This is a genomic window from Pseudomonas sp. 3MAES_34.3B (assembly GCF_058145875.1).
In genome coordinates this window covers 2,674,367-2,696,812 of record NZ_CM176960.1, presented here as the reverse complement: position 1 = coordinate 2,696,812, position 22,446 = coordinate 2,674,367, and the positions used below count along the sequence as shown (strand labels likewise).

General features: G+C 59.6%; 22 protein-coding genes. 12 read left to right on the top strand and 10 right to left on the bottom strand.

Annotated elements, in window-relative coordinates; genetic code table 11:
• The first annotated feature begins 96 nt into the window (after window positions 1–96).
• Window positions 97–879, top strand: coding sequence for an SDR family NAD(P)-dependent oxidoreductase (locus tag AC3Z8Y_RS12025; protein ID WP_490089890.1), 783 nt, complete (start codon window positions 97–99; stop codon window positions 877–879).
• Between the two features lie 69 nt (window positions 880–948).
• Here the strand turns inward: AC3Z8Y_RS12025 and AC3Z8Y_RS12020 are convergent, their stop codons facing one another.
• Complete coding sequence (locus AC3Z8Y_RS12020) at window positions 949–4,362, bottom strand: autotransporter domain-containing protein (RefSeq protein ID WP_490089889.1); 3,414 nt, start codon at window positions 4,360–4,362, stop codon at window positions 949–951.
• 177 nt (window positions 4,363–4,539) lie between these two features.
• On the opposite strand from AC3Z8Y_RS12020, the gene AC3Z8Y_RS12015 reads away from it, so the two are divergent.
• Window positions 4,540–5,175: a hypothetical protein gene (locus tag AC3Z8Y_RS12015; RefSeq protein WP_490089888.1), complete on the top strand. Its 636-nt coding sequence runs from the start codon at window positions 4,540–4,542 to the stop codon at window positions 5,173–5,175.
• A 59-nt stretch (window positions 5,176–5,234) separates the two neighbouring features.
• Here the strand turns inward: AC3Z8Y_RS12015 and AC3Z8Y_RS12010 are convergent, their stop codons facing one another.
• Window positions 5,235–5,780 carry a hypothetical protein gene (locus AC3Z8Y_RS12010; RefSeq protein ID WP_490089887.1) on the bottom strand — a complete coding sequence of 182 codons (546 nt, stop codon included), beginning with the start codon at window positions 5,778–5,780 and terminating at the stop codon, window positions 5,235–5,237.
• A gap of 120 nt (window positions 5,781–5,900) precedes the next feature.
• On the bottom strand, window positions 5,901–7,337 hold the full coding sequence (locus AC3Z8Y_RS12005; RefSeq protein ID WP_490089886.1) for an NCS1 family nucleobase:cation symporter-1: 1,437 nt from the start codon (window positions 7,335–7,337) through the stop codon (window positions 5,901–5,903).
• A gap of 308 nt (window positions 7,338–7,645) precedes the next feature.
• Between AC3Z8Y_RS12005 and AC3Z8Y_RS12000 the strand changes: the two genes are divergently transcribed.
• Together AC3Z8Y_RS12000 and AC3Z8Y_RS11995 are read left to right on the top strand one after the other, a co-directional pair.
• Window positions 7,646–8,359: a GntR family transcriptional regulator gene (locus AC3Z8Y_RS12000; RefSeq protein WP_490089885.1), complete on the top strand. Its 714-nt coding sequence runs from the start codon at window positions 7,646–7,648 to the stop codon at window positions 8,357–8,359.
• A gap of 13 nt (window positions 8,360–8,372) precedes the next feature.
• Entirely contained in the window at window positions 8,373–9,107 is a 735-nt protein-coding gene (locus AC3Z8Y_RS11995) for an aspartate/glutamate racemase family protein (protein ID WP_490089884.1), read from the top strand.
• Between the two features lie 19 nt (window positions 9,108–9,126).
• Here the strand turns inward: AC3Z8Y_RS11995 and AC3Z8Y_RS11990 are convergent, their stop codons facing one another.
• Entirely contained in the window at window positions 9,127–10,092 is a 966-nt protein-coding gene (locus AC3Z8Y_RS11990; protein WP_490089883.1) for an endonuclease, read from the bottom strand.
• Window positions 10,093–10,281: 189 nt separating this feature from the next.
• On the opposite strand from AC3Z8Y_RS11990, the gene AC3Z8Y_RS11985 reads away from it, so the two are divergent.
• From AC3Z8Y_RS11985 to AC3Z8Y_RS11975, 3 genes are all read left to right on the top strand, one after another.
• Window positions 10,282–10,452, top strand: a complete 171-nt coding sequence (locus AC3Z8Y_RS11985) for a hypothetical protein (RefSeq protein WP_490089882.1) — start codon at window positions 10,282–10,284, stop codon at window positions 10,450–10,452.
• A gap of 96 nt (window positions 10,453–10,548) precedes the next feature.
• The gene (locus tag AC3Z8Y_RS11980) at window positions 10,549–11,739 is read left to right on the top strand and encodes a CaiB/BaiF CoA transferase family protein (RefSeq protein WP_490089881.1); all 1,191 of its coding nucleotides are present in this window, start codon (window positions 10,549–10,551) and stop codon (window positions 11,737–11,739) included.
• 28 nt (window positions 11,740–11,767) lie between these two features.
• The gene (locus AC3Z8Y_RS11975) at window positions 11,768–11,908 is read left to right on the top strand and encodes a DUF2256 domain-containing protein (RefSeq protein ID WP_490089989.1); all 141 of its coding nucleotides are present in this window, start codon (window positions 11,768–11,770) and stop codon (window positions 11,906–11,908) included.
• Window positions 11,909–11,989: 81 nt separating this feature from the next.
• On the opposite strand, the gene AC3Z8Y_RS11970 is transcribed toward AC3Z8Y_RS11975, so the two are convergent.
• From AC3Z8Y_RS11970 to AC3Z8Y_RS11955, 4 genes are all read right to left on the bottom strand, one after another.
• Window positions 11,990–12,226 (bottom strand): hypothetical protein, encoded by a 237-nt coding sequence (locus AC3Z8Y_RS11970; RefSeq protein ID WP_490089880.1) that lies wholly within the window; start codon window positions 12,224–12,226, stop codon window positions 11,990–11,992.
• Between the two features lie 268 nt (window positions 12,227–12,494).
• On the bottom strand, window positions 12,495–13,199 hold the full coding sequence (locus AC3Z8Y_RS11965) for a hypothetical protein (RefSeq protein ID WP_490089879.1): 705 nt from the start codon (window positions 13,197–13,199) through the stop codon (window positions 12,495–12,497).
• 79 nt (window positions 13,200–13,278) lie between these two features.
• Window positions 13,279–13,893 carry a hypothetical protein gene (locus tag AC3Z8Y_RS11960; protein WP_490089878.1) on the bottom strand — a complete coding sequence of 205 codons (615 nt, stop codon included), beginning with the start codon at window positions 13,891–13,893 and terminating at the stop codon, window positions 13,279–13,281.
• Between the two features lie 129 nt (window positions 13,894–14,022).
• Window positions 14,023–14,619 carry a CGNR zinc finger domain-containing protein gene (locus tag AC3Z8Y_RS11955; RefSeq protein ID WP_490089877.1) on the bottom strand — a complete coding sequence of 199 codons (597 nt, stop codon included), beginning with the start codon at window positions 14,617–14,619 and terminating at the stop codon, window positions 14,023–14,025.
• Window positions 14,620–14,709: 90 nt separating this feature from the next.
• On the opposite strand from AC3Z8Y_RS11955, the gene AC3Z8Y_RS11950 reads away from it, so the two are divergent.
• Both AC3Z8Y_RS11950 and AC3Z8Y_RS11945 read left to right on the top strand, forming a co-directional pair.
• Window positions 14,710–15,645: an alpha/beta fold hydrolase gene (locus tag AC3Z8Y_RS11950; protein WP_490089876.1), complete on the top strand. Its 936-nt coding sequence runs from the start codon at window positions 14,710–14,712 to the stop codon at window positions 15,643–15,645.
• Between the two features lie 1,043 nt (window positions 15,646–16,688).
• The gene (locus AC3Z8Y_RS11945; protein ID WP_490089988.1) at window positions 16,689–17,981 is read left to right on the top strand and encodes a tyrosine-type recombinase/integrase; all 1,293 of its coding nucleotides are present in this window, start codon (window positions 16,689–16,691) and stop codon (window positions 17,979–17,981) included.
• 27 nt (window positions 17,982–18,008) lie between these two features.
• Here AC3Z8Y_RS11945 and AC3Z8Y_RS11940 read toward each other — a convergent pair whose 3' ends face one another.
• Complete coding sequence (locus AC3Z8Y_RS11940) at window positions 18,009–18,143, bottom strand: hypothetical protein (protein ID WP_263974685.1); 135 nt, start codon at window positions 18,141–18,143, stop codon at window positions 18,009–18,011.
• A 120-nt stretch (window positions 18,144–18,263) separates the two neighbouring features.
• Window positions 18,264–18,977 (bottom strand): PAS domain-containing protein, encoded by a 714-nt coding sequence (locus tag AC3Z8Y_RS11935; RefSeq protein ID WP_490089875.1) that lies wholly within the window; start codon window positions 18,975–18,977, stop codon window positions 18,264–18,266.
• A gap of 248 nt (window positions 18,978–19,225) precedes the next feature.
• On the opposite strand from AC3Z8Y_RS11935, the gene AC3Z8Y_RS11930 reads away from it, so the two are divergent.
• The 3 genes from AC3Z8Y_RS11930 to AC3Z8Y_RS11920 are packed head-to-tail and all read left to right on the top strand — an operon-like array spanning window position 19,226 to window position 22,435.
• Window positions 19,226–20,152, top strand: coding sequence for a 4-hydroxyproline epimerase (locus AC3Z8Y_RS11930; protein ID WP_490089874.1), 927 nt, complete (start codon window positions 19,226–19,228; stop codon window positions 20,150–20,152).
• Between the two features lie 43 nt (window positions 20,153–20,195).
• The gene (locus AC3Z8Y_RS11925; protein WP_490089873.1) at window positions 20,196–21,143 is read left to right on the top strand and encodes a dihydrodipicolinate synthase family protein; all 948 of its coding nucleotides are present in this window, start codon (window positions 20,196–20,198) and stop codon (window positions 21,141–21,143) included.
• 14 nt (window positions 21,144–21,157) lie between these two features.
• Window positions 21,158–22,435 carry an NAD(P)/FAD-dependent oxidoreductase gene (locus AC3Z8Y_RS11920; protein WP_490089872.1) on the top strand — a complete coding sequence of 426 codons (1,278 nt, stop codon included), beginning with the start codon at window positions 21,158–21,160 and terminating at the stop codon, window positions 22,433–22,435.
• Window positions 22,436–22,446 lie beyond the last annotated feature (11 nt).

Genomic DNA, 22,446 nt, shown 5'->3' with positions numbered 1-22,446 from the left:
ATGGATCAATTTGCGGGTATGCCTTTCAGATAAATAGCCCCCTTGTCGCGACCGCAGCGCGGCAAGGGCAATGTTTACCTATCGAGGAGAGAATGCATGACATCCAGCCGCCCCTTGGCTTTGGTTACCGGAGGTTCATCTGGCATCGGCTTTGAACTGGCCAAGCAGTTCGCGCAAAACGGCTTCGACCTGGTTATTTCCGGTTCCAGCGACAAAGTGAACCAGGCCGCCGAGGAACTCCGTTCGATGGGTGCGCAGTGCTATCCCTACCAGGCGGATGCCTCCACCTACGAAGGCGTTGAAGGGCTATGGAACCATGTGGTATCGCTGGACCGGCCACTGGACGCCGCGGCGTTGAATGTCGGGATTGGCCAGGGCGGCGCCTTCCTTGATAACACGCTTGAGGATGACTTCAAGCTTATCGCCATCAACATCACTGGCACCGTCCACATGGCCAAGCGGGTGGCGACGCACATGGTGGCCAATAAGTCGGGCCGTATTCTGATCACTTCGTCCATTTCTGCGACGCAACCAACGCCTTATGAAACCGTGTATGGACCGTCGAAGGCCTTTGGTTTTTCCTTCGCCGAATCACTGCGCCAGGAGCTCCGCGGCACCGGCGTGACCGTAACCGCGTTGCTGCCTGGCGCCACGGACAGCGAGTTTCACAAAAACGCGGGTATGGCCAGCAGCGAGATAGGCAAGTCGAAGAAGAACGACAAGACCGAAGTTGCACGGCAAGGCTTCGAAGCGCTGATGAACGACGTGGACCACGTTGTAGGCGGTGACGAGCAGACCAAGCAGCAAGCCATCGAAAACCGCACCACCCCTGAAACCGTGAAGGCTGAACGTCACGCCGAGAATGCCCGGTTGAAGTAGGGGAGGTGGGCACGCCGACGGCTTGCCGTTGAAGCCGTCGTTGTTAGATTACTGAAAACCTGTTAATGGCTAAAACGGCACCTCCAACCGCACCTGACCAACCTGCTCGGTGTAGCCGGCGCGTGTTTGCATGTCCATGGTAAACGACAGGCTGATACCCGTGCGGCCTACCGAGCTGCATTCCAGGCCGCCGCGCAGCACCCACGGCCCGAGGTCGCTACCAGGAGTGCGAAAGGTTTGCCCCGGCGCGCCGGCGAAGGCGGCGGTAACCACGTTGCCTTCGTCCATGACGTCGTAGGCCACGCCCAGCTTGCCCTTGATCTGCGTACCAGGGCTAATGCTGTGGCTGAGCCGGGTATCGAAGCCCAGCAGAAGCTGATCGGTGGTGCGGGCTTTTACCTCCAACAGCAGCGGCGCGAGGCTGGTGGCGCCGCTTTCGCGGTAGCCGTCTTCGTTTACCCGCGTGTAATCGGCGCTCAGGGACGGGGTGAGGGTGGTGGCTTCGCTGAGCGCCCAGCGCCGAGTCAGGGCCGCGCCGCCGGTGAAGATCTGGCTCTCAACCTTGGCACTGGCCTGGCTGTTGCTGCCGCCAAAGCTCAGCGTTCGGCTGCCGTCGCTCTGGTTATGGCCCATGCCGGCGTGCACGCTAAGTTCGGTTACGTCGTCGAGCAGATGGCTACCGTAGGCGCTGAGCTGGTACAGCTCCAGCTGATTGTTGCGGCCGCGGCTCGCGCCCAGATCGCTGGCCTGGCTGTCGCCATAGGCAAAGGCCACGCCCATACGGGTAGTGCGGGAGAGGGTCGCCTCGGCGCCAAACAGCGTGCCGCCTACGTTAGTGGCAAGGCCGTTACTGGCGCCGCCCTGATTATCAGCCATTCGCGCCCCGAAGCTTTTGATCCAGACACCGCTTGCCGGCTGAACGAAACCGGCCGCCGACAGCGGCGCCTCGCTCATCCGCTCGTGCAGCGTATCGGTGATCTGTTCAACCATGAACTGGCTGGCCGGCAAGGCGTTGGTCAGCGGCAGGCTTTGAGACACCGCACGGGCCACTTCGGCCTGGGAGGTGGCGGTGACAAAGTAGTTAGTGAGCGGGCTGCTGCTACCTTGGGCAAACTGCCTATCCAGCACTCGCGCGGCGCCCGAAGCCTTGTTACCGGCGCCTGTGCTGCGCAGGGCGTCGCTGGCGCCGGTGCTGCTTTTGGCGGCGAGCTTGAGGTCCAGTGTATTGGCGTCTTTCACACCGCTGAAGTTGAACAATTGGGAGTTGCTGGTGACCGTGTAGGTGCCGTCCGACGCCAGTGTACCGGCGGAGATCACGTTATCCAGCTTGCTGACGCTCAAAGACTGCGTGGGGTTGGCTACGTCCACGTATACCTTGGCCAAATGCGGCAGGGTCGCAGTGCCGCTGACCACAAGCTGGCCATAGCGGGCGCCGTCAGCCACCTGGGTACTGAAGGTCGCGGCGCTGGTTTGCAGGTAGTTGCCTTGAATGGTTGCCACCGCTGCATGGGGCGGCAGGCCCGGGTCATCCCGGTTCGGCCCCTCTGCGGCGACGGCCACGGTGCCCCGGTTCTCGAAGGTCGGCACTTCGAAGCGGTTGCCGTCCTGCAACGTAAAGGTGCTGCCGCTGGTGATGAGCACGGGCGTGGCCACCGTGCGCACGGCGCCGCTGAACCGCGCGGTGTCATCGCCGCTGATGCGTAGCTGCGGCACGCTCGAGTTTTTGTCGATGTCCACTGCATAACCGCTCACCGCGTGGGCCAGTACACTGCCGCTGATGTCGATCCCGCCAGTAATCCTGGTATTGCGCAGGCTGATGCCGTACTGCCCGGCGACCGCGCCGCCATTGCGAAGGGTGCCCCGCACGGTGCTGTCGCTCAAGCGTATGCCCATGCCTGTACCGGTAATCGTGCCCGTGTTGATCAGGTCGCCGCTAAGATCGCTATCGAATAGTGCGATGCCCAAGACGCTGGCGCGAATATCCCCACTGTTGTTGATGCTGCCGTCTACGTTGGTGCCTTGCAGGCGCAGGCCGTTGCTGCCGACGAGCTGGCGGCTGTTGGTAATAGTGCCAACCATGGCGCTGTTATCGAAGCGAATCGCAGAACCGTTGACGCTATTGATGACCCCCGCGTTGGTGAAATTGCCCGTGACGTGGCTGTCCCGAACGCGCACGCCGTTGGCCTGGCCAAGGTCGCCCACGCCGAAAATGGTGCCTGTGTTGCTAAATCCGCCGCTAACGCTTGAGTTGTCGATAAACAGCCCAGTGCGCCCACTAACAGTACCGCCGGAATTCTTGATGCCGCGGTGGGTGATGATGGCCGTGTCCACCTGTATTGCCAGTCGATCGGCGCTGCTGATGCTGCCGCTGTTGTAAATCCCGCCGATGACCGAAGTGGCGTGAACGCCCAGCGCGGCCTGGGAAGCGCCGTTGCCCTGGCCTACACCCTCTTCAAGGGAAATGTCCCCGATATTTTGCAGCGTGCCTTTCACCGTAGCCGTGTAGAGCGCCAGCCCTTCGCTGGAGGCGTTAATAGCGCTCTCGTTGACCACATTACCTCGCGTCAGGCTGCTGCTGAGAGTGATGCCACTGGCCGCAGTAATTACGGCCTGGTTCACCAGGTCCCCAGCCAACCGCCCTCCGGAGAGCCGCACGCCATGACTATCGGCGGTAAGAGTGCCTCGGGTGATCAGGTCCCGACCGATATAGCTGTCGACCACTCGCAGGGCGTCCGCGCCGCTACTGATGATGCCCCAGGCGCGCACATCACCGTCCACCCTCGACCCGGTCAGGGTCATGCCATGCCGACCAGCCGTGAGATCCCCGGTGTTGATCACCTCCCCATGGACAATGCTGCTGTCCATCGCCACGCCGGTTCCACCACTTTTCACCCCGCCGCTGTTGGACCACCTGCCGTTGATGGTGCTGTCTCGCAAGCGCAGCCCGTACTCTGCGGCATTGATATTGCCGATGTTGCGCAGCGAGCCAACAATGCTGTCTTGAATATCAAGGCCACTGCCCGCGGCATTACCGGACGTGATGGTGCCGTGATTGTCCAGGCCGTTACTCAAGCGGGTGTCCTTGATCACTATCGCGGTGCCGCTATTGCTGGCAACGGCCAGGGTGGCGCTGAAGAAGTTGGTGATGCCGCCTTCCAGGGTGCTGTTGGTCAGTGAAATACCGGGTGTGCCCGAGAGCATGCCGCCATTGACGATTTCCAGGGTGCCGCTTACGCCGTCTGCAGTGATGGCCGGGCCAGCGCTGCTGCTGAGCTTGCCGCTGTTGGTGATCCTGAGCGTGCTGCCGGCGACGAGCGCACAAGGGCCGGTGCTGGCGCCGCTGATTATCGTGCTGCCGCTGCTGCCGCAGGCGCCGAAGGAAGGCGACGCTGCCAGGCTGCCCACGGCGAGCGTCACGGCCCACGCCAAGGCTGGGGGAACGGGTAGGGCATGGGGCTGGCCAGTGTGATTGAACCGTACCATGACCCACCCCCGGCTTTGCGCCGATGTTGTAAAGGAGAGGTGGGTATAGTCAGGCGTGGGTGTTGTGTCAAAGTTGAAACAATAATGAATGGTGGCCTTTTGAAATGATTTGCGTCGCTGTAGACTGCCGACCGCTTTCAAGCGAAGCGCTTGTTATTATCACGCAAGGAAGTTGATATGCAGTTCGTAAAAGCCATAGGCCTGGCCATGGCAGTGAGCCTTGGGGGATGCGCCAGCTTCACCAAGGATGAAGTGGCACCCGTAGACCTGCCGTCGATGGCCAGCTACGCCAACAAGCCAAACGTTTATGTGGATTTCGATTTCTATCAGGGCGATCCCGGGAACGCCAAGGCCACTGAAGTGCCGCAAGCCCGGGACATGCTCAAGCCCGAGCTCAAGCGGGTGTTAAGCGAATCAGGCCTGTTCGGCAGAGTGACTTTCGATGAATTCGACAAGCAGCCGGGCGATTACAGCCTTCGGCTGAAGGTCTACAATCACGCGCCAAGCGGTGGCCAGATGGTATTGGCGGTGATCAGCGGCCTTACCTTCACGATCATCCCGGCCCTGGCCACTGACCAGTACACCGTGAGCCTGGAAGCGGTGGACGACCATGGCCAAGCGTCGGGCAAAGCCAGCAATCACGATGCCGTGAATACCTGGCTGGGCATCTGGTTCCTCCCTCTGGCCGGTAACACCCCCAAGGCCGCTGTTACCGACACCTTTGACCGGCAAGTCAACGCGCTGCTCAAGAACTGGGTGGAGAGCAATCGCATGAAGTATTCCGCTCTGGCGCCCCGGGTACCTCGCGCGTAAGGCTGATAAAAGAGCCGCGCGTTGGCGGCTCTTTTTCTCTTTCCGAACAGCCTTCTTGGTTACTTCAGTGCTTGCAGGAACAGCGGGTCGCTGTAGAGGCTCATAAGCAGCTTCTGAACCATAGGGTTGTAGTTGTTTGCCGCAGCAGGAATGGCAATGGCGCCGAAGAAGCTGCTATCCCAGCTTTGGTGCGCATCCTTGGTTGCCGAATACAGCACCTGATTGCCCCTGCGCAGGGTGAAGTGTGCGGTCAATTCGCCGGCACCGTTTGCTACCCCTGAATCCAGTTGGCTCTTTACTACGTGCACCTCTAGTTGGCGGTCTGCGCGTGGGTCCAGCAGGCCGGCGCGGCGTAGCTCATCGTTGATGGCGGCCTGGATATGCAGAGCAACGCTGCCCTCCGGGGAGGAGATCGGGTTCAGGCGAACCACCAACGAGTCCTGGCCGGGATCAGCGTCCACCTCCGTTTCGCGGACAGGCTGCATCGGGGCGTTTTGCTTGAGCTGCTGAACATTCTGGTAGCTAGGTTCATAGCGGGGCATGGTCATGCCGCAACCTTGCAACAGCAATGCACAAATCGGGAAGGCCAGGTACAGTTTTTTCACAGCGGATCCTTGCGGGGTTGAAAGGAACGCGATTATCGGTGGATAGCCTTCTGCCATCAACCCGAAGCGCTCCCTCCCTGTACAGCACCCCGCTTACAGGAAGCTGCAAACAAACGGCGTTCACGTCATTGCCGGTACCAGGTGTTTCACCTCGCGCCGTGCCAGCCCCAGGTAGCACACGCCACCGAGGAAACAACCGGTGAACCAGGCGAAGTTGGCGATCGGCTTGAACCACGGCGCAAAGGCAAACACCAGCCCGATAACGGTAGCCGCCAACAGCGCCTTGATCGCTACCGGGTTAAAGCCATTGGTGTACCAGTAACGGCCCGTGGGAGCGTCGTTGAACAATGCATCCACGTCGATTTGCTGCTTTTTGATCACGTAGTAATCCACCAGCAAAATCCCGAACAGCGGCCCGATGAATGCCGCCAGCACGTCCAGGGTGTAATGGATTACCTCCGGGTTGTTGAACAGGTTCCAGGGCGTGATGAAGATCGACGCCACCGCGGCGATCATGCCGCCTGTACGCCAGCTGATTTTGCTGGGTGCGCAGTTGGCGAAATCAAAGGCCGGGGACACGAAGTTGGCGACGATGTTGATGCCAATGGTTGCGGTGACAAAGGCAAACGCCCCAAGCAGTGCCGCTACGCTGCTGTCGATACGCCCAACCGTGGCGATGGGGTCATGAAGCATTTCGCCGAAGACGGGGAGGGTGCCGGAGACGATCACGACGGTTACCAGCGAGAACGCCAGGAAATTCACCGGCAGGCCCCAGAAATTCCCGCGTTTTACATCCGCCATGCTTCGGCAATAACGGCTGAAGTCGCCGAAGTTCAGGGTCGGCCCCGAGAAATACGACACCACCAGCGCGGTAGCCATCACCACCTGGCCAAACGCCTCCCAACCGCTCAGGCTCTTTTCCGACAAGGTAAAGCTGATGTTGCTCCAACCGGCTTTCCATACAATCCAACCGGCGAGCAGGAACATCACCGCGTAGACCACCGGCCCGGCCCAGTCGATGAAGCGCCTGATGGAATCCATGCCGGTCCAGAACACTGCCGCCTGTATCATCCACAGTGTGAGGAAACCCATCCAGCCGAGGTACGACAGCCCTGCGAACTGGGCTTGGGCAAAGCTCTCCATGGACGGGAAGAACCGCAGTACCACGATGATCAGCGCGCTCGAGGCCAGGTAGGTCTGCACGCCATACCAGGCCACGGCGATCAGCCCGCGAATCACGGCGGGGATATTCGCCCCGAACACCCCGAATGCCAGGCGGCAAATGACAGGGTACGGCACTGCGGCTTGCTGGCTGGGCTTGGCCAACAGGTTGGCAATCACCTGAATGATGCCTATGCCTATCAGCAGCGCGATCAGCACCTGCCAGCTGGCCAGGCCCAGGGCGAACAGGCTGGCGGCGAACACATAGCCGCCCACGCTGTGCACGTCGCTCATCCAGAACGCAAAGATGTTGTACCAGGTCCAGGTCTGCGGTATCGGGCGCAGGTCCTGGTTGCACAAGCGGGGGCTATAGCCTTTCGGAAGGTCTGGGGTCATTGCGTGCCTCTCCCTGGGTGAGTGCCGCTCCGGAGACTGCGTACGGAAGCTGACATTTTTGTATACGATTCAGGGAGGCAGAATGCATGCCACATAACGCCGTGGCCGGAAAATCCGAGGGCTCTGGCCTGAAATGGCACCTTTCGATGGAGGCCGGAATGAGGATCTAAAGCTAGCTGTGCGCGGTTAAAGGGCGCTTGCGCACGCAGTCAGTGCAAAGAGCTGGGCGCGTTGATGGGAGGTTACAGAGCTAGTCAGCGTCGAACCGTTTGTATACGATCCTCATCACACTCTCGCCAAGCGCACCTATGAACGCTCACCTTTTCCTCGCCGGCCCCGCTGTCAGCAGCCCTGCCTTGAGCCGTGACGAGCAGATCTATCAGGACATCCTCGAGGCGATCGTGGAGCACCGGTTGTTGCCGCGAACCCGGCTGCCCGAAGACGCCTTGGCGGAGGTGTTCGAGGTCAGCCGTACTGGCATTCGTAAGGTATTGCAACGCCTGGCACTTGAACGTCTGGTCACGCTACGCCCGAACCGTGGTGCCGAAGTCGCGCAACCCAGCGCCAAGGAGGCGCAGGATGTGTTCGCGGCGCGCGAGGTCATCGAGCCGGCGCTCATGCCCGCAGTGGCAGCCCAAGCCAGTGCTGCGCAACTTACGGGATTGCGCGCCCTTGTGGAGGAAGAGCATTGTGCACAACGCGCCGGCCTGCACAGCAAAGCCATCCAGTTGTCGGCGCGCTTCCATGTGCAGTTGGTGGCCCTGGCCGACAACCAGGTGCTCACCGAGCAGATCGCCCACCTGACCACCCGCGCTTCGTTGATCATCGCCGTCTATGGATCGCGTCGTAGCGTGGGTTGTGAATGTGGGGACCATCTCGAGTTGCTCCAGCTAGTGGAGCGAGGGGAAGGCAGGGCTGCTGCGAAGTGGATGAGCAAGCACCTTGCAAGCATCCGCGCCAGCCTGCAGGTCGAGGAAAGCCCTGTGATCGAGCCGGATTTCAAAAGCCTCTTCAAGCGCTGAGTCACAAGCCATCATGAGAATCCAGGTTATCAACCCCAACACCAACGAACGCATGACGGCCAGCATTGCCCGTGCCGCAGGAGCGGTCGCCCGCCCGGGCACTGACATCATTGCCTGCCGCCCGGCCGATGGGCCCGAATCCATCGAAGGGCACTTCGACGAAGCCATTGCAGCCGTGGGCGTATTGGAGGAAGTACGCAAGGGCGTGGCCGCTGGATATGACGCCCATATCATCGCCTGCTTCGGCGACCCGGGCCTGTTGGCCGCGCGTGAGCTGGCGCGGGGGCCGGTGATTGGCATAGCCGAAGCCGCCTTCCACGTTGCAAGTCTGATATGCACGCGTTTCGCCGTGGTCACCACGCTGACCCGCACGCGCATCATCGCCGAGCACTTGTTACGCAACTACGGCATGGGCCAGCACTGTACCTCGGTGCGCTGTGTGGATATCGCTGTGCTGGAACTGGAGGCGCTAGGCCCGGAAGGTCTGGTGGAACGAGTGGCCGAACATGCCCTGCACGCCCGGGACCACGAAGGCGCCGGGGCGATTGTTCTGGGTTGCGGCGGTATGGCGGACCTGGCGGCCAGGGTAAGCGAGCGGGTAGGGCTCCCGGTAGTCGATGGCGTGGCAGCCGCTGTCAAGCTAGCCGAAGCCCTGGTCGAGCTGGGCTTGGGTACCAGCAAACACGGCGACCTCGCCAACCCACTGGCCAAGCGCTTCAGTGGGAAGTTTGCGCATTTTGGAAGCTAGGTTGCCCTGTGCGTGAAAGCTAACGGCAATCTGCGGCCTTGTGGAACCCGGCTGCTTGCGCCTCAGCTGCGGATTTGAACGCAACCTGATTCTTCGGCGCCACCTTGCCATAGCTCGGGCACCCGCTGGGAAGATGGTACACATGGCTGTTCCTGTTCCCGATAACCATCCCGGTGGTTTCGGGCCCGCTGGCATCAGCCGCAGGTGCTGGCTTGGCTGTGGGGCGAGTGAGCGGAACCACCACCCCGTCGCCAACCGGCTTGTAGCCTTCGGTCCAGGACCGCTCGCCCGTCACGAAGGCATTCGGGTGGCCCATGATGGCGGCAATACGCGTGTTGCGCTCCCGCTCCCATGGCGTCACGGGGAACTGCTTATCCCACGCCATGAGCAGTTGTTGCTGCTGCCTCGACATGCTCAGGTTGTAACGATCGAACATATAAAAAGTAGTGCGGGCGACCAGCCCTTTGACCTCATCGCGTGGCTCGGCGACCCGCCCATCAAAATCAACCTTGGTTTTGCATTGGCCGTACTGGGGCGCAACCCCTGACGCCATCCCGTAGTTGAAATTGCTGCGGTCGCCGTTGACTTCGCCTACTGACGGGTAAAGGTTGAACAGATCCGCCTCCATCGCACGGAACACCGGGTCGTCGTCGATACAATGCTCTCGACCGCCATTCTGCCAGCACTGACGTTGGTGACCGAACGTCCACGCCGGCACGATGTGTTCCCACTCCACGCGGGTTTCACGGCTTTCCTGCTTCCTGGCCTGAAGGCCGCATGATTCGGGGTGAATGCGGCCGCCGGACTTGCCCGTCCATGACCATTGGCACCCGCAGTAAAGCTCACCCATGGCGCTGTTGGCCTGGTCAAGGTAGACCTGCTGCTTAGCCACAACCTTGGCCTCGGTAAAGGTCGCAGGCGGGGAGGCGAGGGCGGGCAGGGCCGTAGAAAGGAACAAAGCTAGTACAGCAATCAGAGTTTTCATGGGCACGACGGTAACAAATCAAGGCCGGTATCTTAAGGATGTTGCGCGCGGATGCCGAGTGAATAGTCGTTTTCCCGTGCCGGCAGGGCGCTGAATACCGCTCGTACAAAGCCCCTCTGCAGCCCATTGACCTGCTCGCGATACCCGTATACTGTTTATCCATACAGTGTACGCGACGAGAGGTGCCACATGAGGAAACTGTCCAAGCTATGGACCGGCGTAGGGACCGCAACGGCTGTGTGCGTAGGCGCAGGGTTGGGCGGGCTGGGCCTTGTGGATGTCGATACGATGCTAGCGATTGTGTTGGTGCCGCAGGTCGCCTTCCTGGCCATTGGGGAATGGCCGGATTTCGGTACCTAGGTGAGGTGTCTGGCGCCTTTTTCATCCGAGGTTGGAATTTCGCTCTCGTTAGCTTCTAGTCTTGGTGCAAATTCCAGGAAACATTGAGGCTGCACCATGACTGCTCTTAGCGGAATCCGCGTCATTGAGGTCGGAACGCTCATTGCTGCACCCTTCGCGGCACGGATCATGGCCGAGTTTGGCGCCGAGGTGATCAAGATTGAAACCCCGGAGCAGGGCGACCCTCTTCGTAAGTGGCGAAAACTGCACAACGGCACATCCCTTTGGTGGTATCTCCAGTCCCGGAACAAAAAGTCCCTGGCGCTGAACCTCAAGTCCGCTGAAGGGATCAAGATCGTCAAGCAATTGGCCGAAAGCGCCGATGTGCTTATAGAAAACTTACGTCCCGGTGCATTGGAAAAGCTGGGCCTGGGCTGGGACGTGCTGCACGCGCTCAATCCGAAGCTGACCTTGGTGCGTATTTCAGGTTATGGGCAGTCCGGCCCATACCGCGATCGCCCAGGCTTTGGTGCGATTGGCGAGGCCATGGGAGGCATCCGTTACACCACCGGGAGCCCGGATTCACCGCCGGCTCGGATGGGTGTGAGCCTCGGCGACTCACTGGCCTCGATGCATGCGGTGATGGGGGCGCTGATGTCGCTGCTTCGAGTGAAGACAGGGCAGGGTGATGGTCAAGTCGTCGACGTCTCCCTGGCCGAGAGCGTGTTCAATGTGATGGAAAGCCTCGTACCCGAATACGCGATGCTCGGCCACGTCCGCGAACGCAGCGGCGGCGCCTTGCCGGGCATTGCGCCGTCCAATACCTATCCAACTGCTGACGGCGCCTATGTGGTCATCGCCGGCAACAGCGATCCTATCTTCAAACGCCTGATGATTGCGATCGGCCGAGTCGATTTGGCGCAGCACCCCGCATTTGCCCATAACGACGGCAGGGCTGCCGAAAGTGACTTGCTTGACCGGGCCATCAGTGAATGGAGCTCCAAACTGCCAATCGAACGTGTGCTTGAGGCACTGGAAAAAGCCGAGGTACCCGCGGGCCGCATCTATTCCGTTGCCGATATCGTCGCCGACCCTCACTACCAGGCACGCGGCATGATTCTGGACACTCAATTGCCAGATGGCGCTGCAGTCAAAATGCCAGGGATCGTTCCAAAGCTCTCGGAGACCCCCGGAACCGTAAACTGGCAAGGGCCAAACCTTGGGCAGCACACTCAGGCGGTGCTTGCCGAACTGGGGATGAGCAACAGCGCGATTCAGCGGTTGAAGGATGAGGGGGTTGTGGAATGAGCACTGCCTGCTTGAGCCACTCATGCTTATGAAAAAAAGCGAATTACCTACCAAGGACTGCGCTGCCTGCAACCGCCCTTTCTCATGGCGCAAGAAATGGGCGCGCTGCTGGGACGATGTGCGTTATTGCTCCGAGCGGTGCAAGCGCCATAAAGGTGGGAACCGGTGAAGGTCGCTAAGCCCTGGCCGCGACCGGTTTGGCGGCCAACGCCAGGTCGCGGGCAAGCCCTGCTGCTACGTATGCTTGTGGTCAGCGCGGATTCGGTTGGTCATCCAGTTCGGCATTGTCCGGGTCCATATCGGGTACCCCCTCTTCATAGGGCGTAGGCGATACGTCATCCGGCGCCTCACCCTCGTTGTCCGGAAGCTCGTCGATACCCGGCTCGTCGCTCGGGTTCAGGTTTGTGCGCCCTGGGCTGAGCGGTGGGGTTGAAGTAGGTGGCAAATCGGTCCCGCTGGCGACATTCACTTGAGAGCGCTCGATCATGTTTATCTCACCGTCAGTCATCGGCCGTGGTTTGGATAACCAGGGTTGATTGAGTTCATGAGTGTTGGCGCAAAACGTCGACCGGTAGGCTTGCCATGCGCCATACAACCATAAGGATTGAGCCGATGCCGACGACCATGATTCCAATAAAAATATGGAATGAAAGCGTCGCCGCCGGGAAGAAAATAGCCCTCTCGCTTTGGTTGAGCTCAAGAGGTCAGCTGGACAGGTATTTCAGTGAGTCAACACGATAGCGTTCTCACAAGTTTTATCCCGCTGATGACTTCGGCTTCCCAAGCCAACGCTGGGCTTTGTAGCAACCATTGATATCGACAGCCTTTTGCGCATATTCCGAGCGCTGCGCGCGATTATGCGCCCCAAGCAGCCAGAGGATTTCTGCTTGATAGTCACGGCTGGTTGCCCATTGAAACCCTGCCCCGGAAGCCTCCTCACGACGGCAAGCCAGATTCATGGCAGGTTGTGGAAAGTAGCGTTCATAGGATGGCGCAGGTACTTGCATGGCTTCTAAAGCAGCCTGATATTCAGGCGTGTCGGCGTAGGCATAACATGCTGACTCAATCGCCACAGCCGGAGGAGCAAAGCCGTGGCTCAGGCTTTTTTCCAGCAATGTACAGGCCTTCTCCTGGTTGCCTTGAGGGAAGTACCCCAGATAGATCAGAGCGAGGCGGTATTGGGCAATCGGATGTTCCAGCGCTGCGGCCTGTTCAAGCAAGGGAGCGGCGATCTGTAGCTCCGCGCTGGCCATCGCACCCAACGAGCGATTTGTTGCCTGTATTTCGGGGGCTGGTGTTTTGAGATCCACAGCCCCGAGGCTTCTGTCCGCCTCTTGTAGATGCGGCACTGCCTGCCGATAAAGGCTCTCGCTGTGAGGGTCAATTTCAAAGGTATCGGCCAAGCAAACTGACGGAAGCACACAAGCCAGCAAAAAACGGCTCGGACGGTGTAAAGGCATATTGCGACGTTCCTGTGCTACTAGCGGTCGGTGAGTAATGCGGGGTAGGGGTGCTACCTCGTGTACGCCGCCACTTGGCTCAACCAGCTGATGGCGGCAGCGCTCGCCCCATGATCCTGGCATGGATCTCACCGCGTTCTTCCTCTGTGATAAATCCTGTAACAGGCGAATAGCGACGAAGGTCGCTACCGTGTTCGCCATGGCTCATTACAAGGTCGAACATTTCCTGAAAATCGCCTCGAAGCAGCGCGCGCCACTCTTCGCCTTGAGGCGATTCACCGTTCACTATCGCGATTCTGTCCAGGTTGGCTACGGCGCGTTGTCGCAGTTCGGGATTCTCGGCGAGCTTGGCCAGGTTGGCCTTCTGGTACTCGTATGTCAGCAAGTATCGTTTCGCATGCCACAGCTGTGTAGCAGCTTCACGAAAGACATTGAAGCGCTCCTCCTTACCACTGGTATCAAGGGCGACCATGGTTTTGATAAGCAGCTCAATGGCCTGGCGTTCACCAGATATTGCATACACGCCGCCCCCGGCGCGGATGGCAATACTGTCTTGTTTGACGACAACCTTGGGTACACCGTCGTAGTCGCCTGACGTGCCCGCAGTGACCGACGCCAGGGCCGCCATGACCTCCGGGACGCTGGTAATCCGGATCGCAGCGTGAAAAAGCTTTTCGAAATCTGGCAGTAGCATCTGGTAATCCCTCTGCGAATAAAACGGTGCAACATTCCCAGTGGTTTGTCGACCTGAAAGCCTCAGGGTATAGCAACTCGGTTGAAATGCTCTACTCAGAGGAGGAGGGCGCTCTGGCGGCTCTTCCGGCTATTGCGATCCGCTCGATCGAGGATTTTTCCTGGATCGAAACGCTGCCACCTTCATACGGTTCCCGCAGGTGGCCATATCGCACCAGCGTCGCCGATGGGACTTACTCAAGTCATGGAACAGCAGAACGCAATCGTGTGCCTCGCAGTGGCGTACGAATTCAAACTTATCGCTCGTGACCAGATGCACCACAGCGTTAGCCACAGGCCACAGTAAGCTGATCGGACTCCCGTCCCTGGGGTGGCAGACGATTCGAAATTCCCTCGCCTCGCCATCCCATTTCAATTTGCTTATTGGACGACCTGCCTCAAGCACATCGTTGATGAGGGTTAGGTCTGCTGGGGAGTGCTTTATGGCTGCATGCACCACACTCCTCAGAGATTCGCGAAGGTCGCGGGCTTTGCGCATGAGTCCTTTCGGTGCTTCGTCCTCATCGTTCTCCGGCGTTAAACCCGCGAGCCTGAGCCAGCGGATGACGCTCAGATCATCGGTAAAGCAATCGTGGGATTGGTCACCCACGCCGTACTCACTGTTGATGAAGTCGAGGGCAACGTTGTCAGCCAAAAAGAGTGCATCGGGCATGCTGGTGGAATTCATTCTAATGTAACCCCTTAAATTACGTTTGACAGGTTACCACAATGCTGGGTAACCTTCAAAAACACATTAAGCGGTTACAGAGGTGTCACTATGAAACCCTCCAAATCGATCCCGGCCGCAGCAGTGTCGGCAGTTCCTGCCGGCGGTGCCCAAGCTGCCACTCTTGATAGCACGGTTCATTACCGGTACGAACAGGTCAGTGATGTGAAAGTGTTCTATCGTGAGGCAGGCAACCCCAAGGCACCTACCGTTCTGTTGCTCCATGGTTTCGCCGCCTCGTCATTCATGTTCCGTGACCTTATACCTGCGCTGTCTCACCACTATCATGTGATCGCCCCTGACCTACCCGCGTTTGGGTTCACCGAAGCCCCTCCACGGGGCGAATACGCCTACACTTTTGCGCAACTGGCACAAACGATCGGGCAATTTACCGAGCAGCTAAAGCTGGAAAAATATGCGCTCATGGTTCACGACTACGGTGCGCCAGTGGGATGGCGTTTGGCTGTTGCGCATCCTGAGCGGGTGAGTGCAATCATTTCTCAAAATGGCAACGCTTACGAGGAGGGCTTGGGTGATAGCTGGGCACCTATCCAAAAGTACTGGCTGGAGCCGACGCAACGCAATCGGGAGGCCCTAAGCGACTTTCCGACTCCGGCCTCGATCAAGTGGCAATACCTTGAAGGGGTGGTCGACAAGAGTTCGGTATCGCCTGATGGGTACACGCTTGAAGGGCTGCATATATCGCAGCCTGGAAATGCCGAGATCCAGCTCGACCTTATTTTGGATTACGCGTCGAACGTGGCGATGTACCCAATCTTCCAGACGTATTTCCGCCAATATCATCCACCGCTCCTGGCAGTTTGGGGAAAGAACGATCCGTTTTTCCTTCCAGCCGGCGCCGAGGCCTGGAAGCGTGATCTGCCCAAGGCGGATATTCGTTTATATGACACCGGCCATTTCGCGCTTGAAACGCATGCCAAGGAAATCATCCCTGTTATTCATGACTTCCTGGACAAGAACATTTAGCGGCAGGACTAGGCGCCCTGAGCCCGACTGCTTCCTCCGGCGCGGTGTCCGTACGCGATGCAAAGCTTCGCCTGGGGGACGAAGCGGCACCCAATCGATCCATGACGATGATCGACAGCGATCTGGGTCTTGGCTCGGGGCTTGTATGGGTAGGCGCGGTCCCCGGTGCAGCCAAGGCAAATCCCATCCCGGGTCGCAATTGTGTCTGGATGCAGTGCGCACTTGGTGGTGCAGGGCACAGCCGACATCATCGACGATCCTGGCGTACTTAGAACCGCTCTGACATATGATTTAACATAATGTGCATTATCGGTAACCTGATATTACAATATCGCACCCTCAGTGAGACGCCTGGAACGAGGCCGATTACGGCTCATGCTCCGTTGCCCAACTCCTGCCTCAACAGCTGGAGCCTGGCCAACCTCACGGTACCTTCCGCATAGTACCGAACTCTCCTGGCTGCGGCAGATCGTGCTACCAGGTGCTGTCGCTCACCGCTCACCGCTCGCCACTGATTGAGCGCACACGTTCATCTTTGAAGCACGACCTCACGCAACCTGCCACGGTCGCCAAGCTGTCCGGTCTGCAGCGTGCTTCAAACGTGCGAAACATTGCATACCGTGCACTGCACAGGCAACGTGTTAATCACGGCGCAGCGGCAAGTGTTGAGATGTGCACGGCACGCTGGCTCCAACGCACTCGAATGTACGCTGAGTCGATTGATTTTTGATTGCATAGCCGAGCATTCGGTAAGCACTAGTACCTTAAGGCTGGCCCGAAGGGATAAAAAAGGCCGCTGGAGGTTCCTTGGAAGTACATGTCTGCCATATTTCTCACTAAATGCGTCAAAACGAGACTAGTGGCGTTTCAAGGAGTTATTGCCGCTTACTCTTGACACGAGAGCGATTTACAAGCCAACTAGGGCGTCCGAAAGAGCCCCTGCCACGAATGTAATATCCGATAACTACCAGACCCGGATATTGCATTTTGTTCGTTTTCAAGGCACCCTGTTCCACGTTTTATCGCCTTTGAGACACCGCCATATGGCAGCCCGCCCGTTACCTCTGTTCGATACCTATGATCGCTTTCTTGATTTGCACTTCATGAACATGACGGGCGAGCGCGCACCGGTACTTGCGTTCCTCCATCAGTGCGATGAACAAACCCGCCCTGTTGAAAGTTATCAGGCGGTTCGGGGCTTCCTTAAATCCTATGCGGGCAACGAAGCAACGTTCACATCTTATCGTACCCATGTGGAACGTTTGTTGTTATGGGCCCTCCTCGTCGCCGGCAAGCCCCTGCTGGAACTACGCCGGCGCGATGCCGAGGCATTTATGGAGTTCTGCCTCAACCCGCCTGCGGCCTGGGTCGGCCCGGTGGTGAAATCCCGCTTCATTCGCCAGGGTGGCCGCAAGGCGCTTGCCTCCGATACCTATACCGCCAACCCGGCCTGGCGCCCGTTCAGCGTCACCATCGCCAAACGTGAGCGCAAGATCGCAGCGGAAAGCATGGCCGACCTCCCTCCTGCGGTCTACAAGATGAGCCAGGGCTCGGTCGCTCAAGTATTTGCGGTGTGCGGCAGTTTCTTCCAGCATGCAATCGACGAAGGCCTTACTGAAGTCAATCCGTTCCGTGCCGTCAAACAGAAGTCTATCTACAAGCAGCGCAATACCGTGGATGTCGCGTCACGCTCGCTTACTCAGCTGCAGTGGAACTTCGTTATCGAAACAGCGGAAACCATGGCACAGGAAAACCCTGCGCATGAACGCACCTTGTTCATTGTTGCTACACTCTATGCCATGTACTTGCGTATTTCGGATCTGGTTGGCCGGGATAACTGGGCGCCCACGATGGGGGATTTTCGCCGCGATAGCCGCGGGCACTGGTGGCTACATGTAGTAGGTAAAGGTAACAAGGCGGCGAAAATCAGCGTGCGGGATGACTATGTTCAAACGTACTTGGTGCGATACCGGCATTATCGTCAGCTTTCTCCCCTGCCCTCACCCCATGAAAAGCTGCCGCTGATCAGTACGCTCAAGGGCCGCGCTGGGTTGTCGGACAGGCATATTCGTGGGCTGTTGCAAGAGGTATTCGATCGTTCGTTGCTACGAATGAAGGCCGAGGGCTGGAGCGACGACGAGATCGATCAGTTACGTTCGGCTTCGCTGCATTGGCTGCGCCACACTTCAGCAACCTTTGACGCCAAGCATCGCGACATGAAAGACCTACAAGCAGACCTTCGTCACAACAGCCTCAGCACCACCCAGAATACCTATTACAATTCGCTGGACGAACAACGTGCGCACTCGGTCAAAGACCTGAAGGTCAAGATTTAACCCGTAGCGCAAACTAATGCGACGGCGTTATTCGACGATGCAAACCCAGCGGTGATTATGGCGGTACGGTGCCCTGGTGAAGTGAATATCAGACACCAGCTTCATGCCATGTTGTTGCAAGGTACGGGTGAGTTGCTCAAGTGTATCGGCTTCGATAGTCATGATAGTAACCCCTACAAATGTCCAGCATTCATAGTTCTTGACCCGATCGCTTCCGTTGAAATTCACTTTTTGAGTATGCATTCCGTGCAGGCAACAGACGAACGGAGCTTTGCCGAAGGTTCACTTGCCTTTCGTCTCCCGGTACTGCCGGGGCGTGAAACCAGTGAGCAGTTTGAACTGCCGAGTGAAGGCACTGTGGTCGGTGTAACCGCAGCGCAACGCTACCTCGATGATGGGCAGGCCCGTACCGAGCAAGCGGTGTGCGTGCTCCAGGCGTACTTTCTGAATCATTTGCCGCGGCGTGAGATGGAACACCCGCTTGCAGTAACGTTCCAGCTGCGCGATAGAAATACCAGCGATTTCGGTAAGCGCTGCGAGTGTCACCGGTCGGTCAAAGTGTTCACGAATATAGGCATCAACGGCGGCCAACCGTTGGTAGGCCGGGTGGGTTTCGCTGGCGGACTGCAGGTCCAGAGAAATACCGGCCAGGCCGAGAATTTCGCCGCTGCGAGCATACAGGGGCCATTTATGCGTGAGGCACCAGCCAGGTTCCCGCGAGCCATATAAATGCAGCTCCAGTTGGTCCTCCAATACCAGCCCTTGCTGCAGTACTTTCCTGTCCTGTTCCGTATAACCGGGCCCCAGTTGCGCGGGAAATACCTCGGCACTGGTTTTGCCGAGCAGTTGTTCAGCGTGCTTGTGCCCGCAGCGTTCCACCAGAGCGCGGTTCGCGAGCACATAGCGCGCATCGGTATCCTTCAAAAAGATGGCCGCATTGGGCACTACATCCAGTAACGGCAGCAAGGGCGCCACGGCCACCAGCAATGCGTCCATGTTATCGAGGCCCTTTGAGGTACCGGGTTGAAACAACGTCGCGAGCGAACCGGGGGTCATGGCTTGGCCTGACTGAATGGTATCCAAAGCGACAGCTTGCGGCCCTTCGATGCGGATTGTCCATGGCCAAGCCCGCGCTCGCCCGAGCGATTGTGCTGAAATCGTCATTTCGATGGCGTAAACGCATCAAGCCATTCGCCCTCGCGTACGCGCACCCTTAGGCACCTCTTTGCCAATCCGGAGCTTCCATGCACCGCCTTCATGTCATCGACTCCCACACCGGCGGCGAGCCTACGCGGCTGGTAATGAGCGGCTTCCCTGAACTGCCTGGTGCCAGTATGGCGGAAAAACGTGACGCCCTTCGTGAGCAGCATGATCACTGGCGGCGTGCGTGCCTGTTGGAACCTCGCGGCAACGACGTGCTGGTTGGCGCGCTGTATTGCGAGCCGGTAACGCCGGGCGCTACGTGCGGCGTGATCTTTTTCAACAACGCCGGCTATTTGAACATGTGCGGTCACGGCACCATCGGCCTGGTCGCGTCGTTGTATCACCTGGGCCGGATCGGGCCAGGCGTGCACCGGATCGACACTCCAGTGGGCCTGGTAGAGGCGACGCTGCACGAGGGCGGCGCTGTTACCGTGCGCAACGTCCCGGCCTGGCGCTATCGACAGCACATCGCGGTGACGCTGCCCGGCCATGGCGAGGTTTATGGTGATATCGCCTGGGGCGGCAACTGGTTCTTCCTGGTGGCCGATCATGGTCAGCGCCTTGAGCTGAACAACGTCGAAGCACTCACGGCGTACACCTGGGCACTGCTCCAGGCGCTCGACGCCCAAGGCATCCACGGCGAAGGCGGTGCCCTTATCGACCATGTGGAGCTGTTCGCCGATGACGCTCGTGCCCATAGCCGCAACTTCGTGATGTGCCCCGGCAAAGCCTACGACCGCTCTCCCTGTGGCACAGGCACCAGCGCCAAGCTGGCCTGCCTGGCGGCGGACGGCAAGCTGGCCGCCGGGGAAACCTGGGTACAGGCCAGCATTACCGGCAGCCGCTTCGAGGCACGTTACGAGTGGGACGGCGAACGCATCCGCCCCTTTATTACCGGCCAGGCTTACCTTACCGCCGACAGTACGCTATTGATCGACGAGCAGGACCCTTTCGCCTGGGGCATCTGAGCGCTTCATACCTTTACCTTGCCGCACCTTCCGGAGAACCCGCATGAACCCGTCGATCTTTAGTGGTTGCATCCCTGCCCTGATGACTCCTTGCACGCCGTCGCGCACACCGGATTTCGACGCCTTGGTCGCCAAGGGCCGGGAGCTTGTCGATATCGGCATGAGCGCAGTGGTGTACTGCGGCTCCATGGGGGACTGGCCTTTGCTCACCGAAGCTCAGCGCCAGGAAGGCGTGGCCCGGCTGACCGCCGCCGGTGTGCCGACCATCGTCGGCACCGGCGCAGTGAACTCCCGCGAAGCGGTCTCCCATGCCGAGCATGCGGCGAAAGTGGGGGCCCAGGGTTTGATGGTGATCCCGCGGGTATTGTCACGCGGGTCTTCCGCCGCTGCCCAGAGGGCCCACTTTGCAGCGGTGCTGCAAGCGGCTCCCGACTTGCCGGCAGTGATCTATAACAGCCCCTACTATGGCTTTGCCACCCGCGCGGACCTGTTTTTCGAGCTGCGCCAGGCGCACCCCAACCTGATCGGCTTCAAGGAGTTCGGCGGCGCGGCAGACCTGCGCTATGCCGCCGAGCACATTACCTCCCGGGATGAAAGCGTAACCCTGATGGTCGGCGTCGATACTCAAGTGGTGCATGGTTTCGTCAACTGCAATGCCACTGGCGCCATTACGGGGATCGGCAATGCCTTGCCCCGCCAGGTGCTGCAGCTGGTTTCGCTGAGCAAACAGGCCGCTGAGGGCGACGCCAAGGCTCGGCAATTGGCCACAGAACTGGAGGCGGCGCTCGCCGTGCTGTCCTCCTTCGATGAAGGCACTGACCTGGTGCTTTATTACAAGCATTTGATGGTGCTCAATGGCGACCTGGAATACCGCCTTCACTTCAACGAAACCGATGCTTTGAGTGACGCCCAGCGCCACTACGCCGAGAGCCAGTACCGCCTGTTCGCCCGTTGGTACGCCAGCTGGACCGCCCAGCACAACCTCGCGTGACCGGTACCGAGCCCATGGGATTATCCAATACCGTGTCTTCGCCAAGCCAGGTGGACATCATTGTTGTAGGGGCCGGAGTGGTCGGTGTTGCCTGTGCCTTGAAGCTGGCCCGTCAGGGGCTGAAGGTAGACGTGGTGGATACGCAGGCGCCAGGCCGTGGCGCCTCTTATGGCAATGCGGGGCACCTGGCGACCGAGCAGGTGTTCCCGATCGCCGACGCCACGATCCTCAAGCGCCTGCCAGGGATGCTACTGGACCCGATGGGCCCCCTGCGGCTGGACTGGCGCTACCTGCCGCAGGCTACCCCTTGGCTGGTACGACTGTTGCTCAACCTGCGCCCCGCGCCGTTCGGCCGTACGGTCGCTGGGCTACGCGCGCTGAATGAAGGCAGCCTGGCCGCATGGCAGCGCCTGCTGGCGAGTATCGGCCAACCGGCATTGCTTCGGCACGAGGGCTCGCTGCTGGTGTATGAGCAGCCGCAAGCCCGCGACGATATGGATAGCCTGTCAGCACGCATGCGCGCACAGAATGTACCCGTGGACGGGTGGAGCGCCAAGGCCGTACAGGCCGCTGCGCCTCAGCTGAGTGAGCATATCGCGGGTGGGCTGTTCTTCCCGGCAACCGCGCATGTGGTTGACCCCTTCGCAGTGGTACAAGCGATGGTCCACGCCGCGAAGGCCGCAGGGGTTCGCTTCCATCAACAACGGGTCACCGGGGGCACCGTCAGCGGTCACGGTGTAGTGCTGCACACCGGCGAAGGCACATTGGCCGCGCGGCGCGTGCTGATTGCCTGCGGTGCTCACTCGGCCGCGCTCACTCAAGCGCTGACGGGCAAGCGGGTACCGCTGGATACCGAGCGCGGCTATCACCTGATGCTGCCGGCCGAGCGGGATCGGTTGCCGTTCGCTGTGACCTCGCTGGAGCGCAAGTTCATAATGACCCCCATGGCCGAGGGCCTGCGCCTGGCCGGCACGGTGGAATTCGCCGGGCTGCATCGCTCGCCCAACATGGGCCGGGCTTGGCAACTGCAACGGTTGAGCCAGGGCTTGTTCCGCGATGATTTGAACACCGAAGGCGCCACGCCCTGGATGGGCTTTCGCCCTTCCCTTCCCGACTCGCTGCCGGTGATCGACCAGGTTGCCAATGGGAAAGTGTTGCTGGCGTTCGGTCACCAACACCTGGGCCTGACGCAGGCGGCGATCACTGCAGAAATGATCGGAGCGCTGGCCGGCCACGGTGAAGCCCCTGACGCCCTGCCGGACCCAACGCCCTATCGGTTGGCGCGGTTTTGAACACGCCTGGC

Coding starts and splice junctions, on each gene's coding strand:
- AC3Z8Y_RS12025 (WP_490089890.1), top strand. CDS start 97: ATGACATCCAGCCGCCCCTTGGCTTTGGTTACCGGAGGTTCATCTGGC.
- AC3Z8Y_RS12020 (WP_490089889.1), bottom strand. CDS start 4,362: ATGGTACGGTTCAATCACACTGGCCAGCCCCATGCCCTACCCGTTCCC.
- AC3Z8Y_RS12015 (WP_490089888.1), top strand. CDS start 4,540: ATGCAGTTCGTAAAAGCCATAGGCCTGGCCATGGCAGTGAGCCTTGGG.
- AC3Z8Y_RS12005 (WP_490089886.1), bottom strand. CDS start 7,337: ATGACCCCAGACCTTCCGAAAGGCTATAGCCCCCGCTTGTGCAACCAG.
- AC3Z8Y_RS12000 (WP_490089885.1), top strand. CDS start 7,646: ATGAACGCTCACCTTTTCCTCGCCGGCCCCGCTGTCAGCAGCCCTGCC.
- AC3Z8Y_RS11995 (WP_490089884.1), top strand. CDS start 8,373: ATGAGAATCCAGGTTATCAACCCCAACACCAACGAACGCATGACGGCC.
- AC3Z8Y_RS11990 (WP_490089883.1), bottom strand. CDS start 10,092: ATGAAAACTCTGATTGCTGTACTAGCTTTGTTCCTTTCTACGGCCCTG.
- AC3Z8Y_RS11985 (WP_490089882.1), top strand. CDS start 10,282: ATGAGGAAACTGTCCAAGCTATGGACCGGCGTAGGGACCGCAACGGCT.
- AC3Z8Y_RS11980 (WP_490089881.1), top strand. CDS start 10,549: ATGACTGCTCTTAGCGGAATCCGCGTCATTGAGGTCGGAACGCTCATT.
- AC3Z8Y_RS11975 (WP_490089989.1), top strand. CDS start 11,768: ATGAAAAAAAGCGAATTACCTACCAAGGACTGCGCTGCCTGCAACCGC.
- AC3Z8Y_RS11970 (WP_490089880.1), bottom strand. CDS start 12,226: ATGATCGAGCGCTCTCAAGTGAATGTCGCCAGCGGGACCGATTTGCCA.
- AC3Z8Y_RS11965 (WP_490089879.1), bottom strand. CDS start 13,199: ATGCCTTTACACCGTCCGAGCCGTTTTTTGCTGGCTTGTGTGCTTCCG.
- AC3Z8Y_RS11960 (WP_490089878.1), bottom strand. CDS start 13,893: ATGCTACTGCCAGATTTCGAAAAGCTTTTTCACGCTGCGATCCGGATT.
- AC3Z8Y_RS11955 (WP_490089877.1), bottom strand. CDS start 14,619: ATGAATTCCACCAGCATGCCCGATGCACTCTTTTTGGCTGACAACGTT.
- AC3Z8Y_RS11950 (WP_490089876.1), top strand. CDS start 14,710: ATGAAACCCTCCAAATCGATCCCGGCCGCAGCAGTGTCGGCAGTTCCT.
- AC3Z8Y_RS11945 (WP_490089988.1), top strand. CDS start 16,689: ATGGCAGCCCGCCCGTTACCTCTGTTCGATACCTATGATCGCTTTCTT.
- AC3Z8Y_RS11940 (WP_263974685.1), bottom strand. CDS start 18,143: ATGACTATCGAAGCCGATACACTTGAGCAACTCACCCGTACCTTGCAA.
- AC3Z8Y_RS11935 (WP_490089875.1), bottom strand. CDS start 18,977: ATGGACGCATTGCTGGTGGCCGTGGCGCCCTTGCTGCCGTTACTGGAT.
- AC3Z8Y_RS11930 (WP_490089874.1), top strand. CDS start 19,226: ATGCACCGCCTTCATGTCATCGACTCCCACACCGGCGGCGAGCCTACG.
- AC3Z8Y_RS11925 (WP_490089873.1), top strand. CDS start 20,196: ATGAACCCGTCGATCTTTAGTGGTTGCATCCCTGCCCTGATGACTCCT.
- AC3Z8Y_RS11920 (WP_490089872.1), top strand. CDS start 21,158: ATGGGATTATCCAATACCGTGTCTTCGCCAAGCCAGGTGGACATCATT.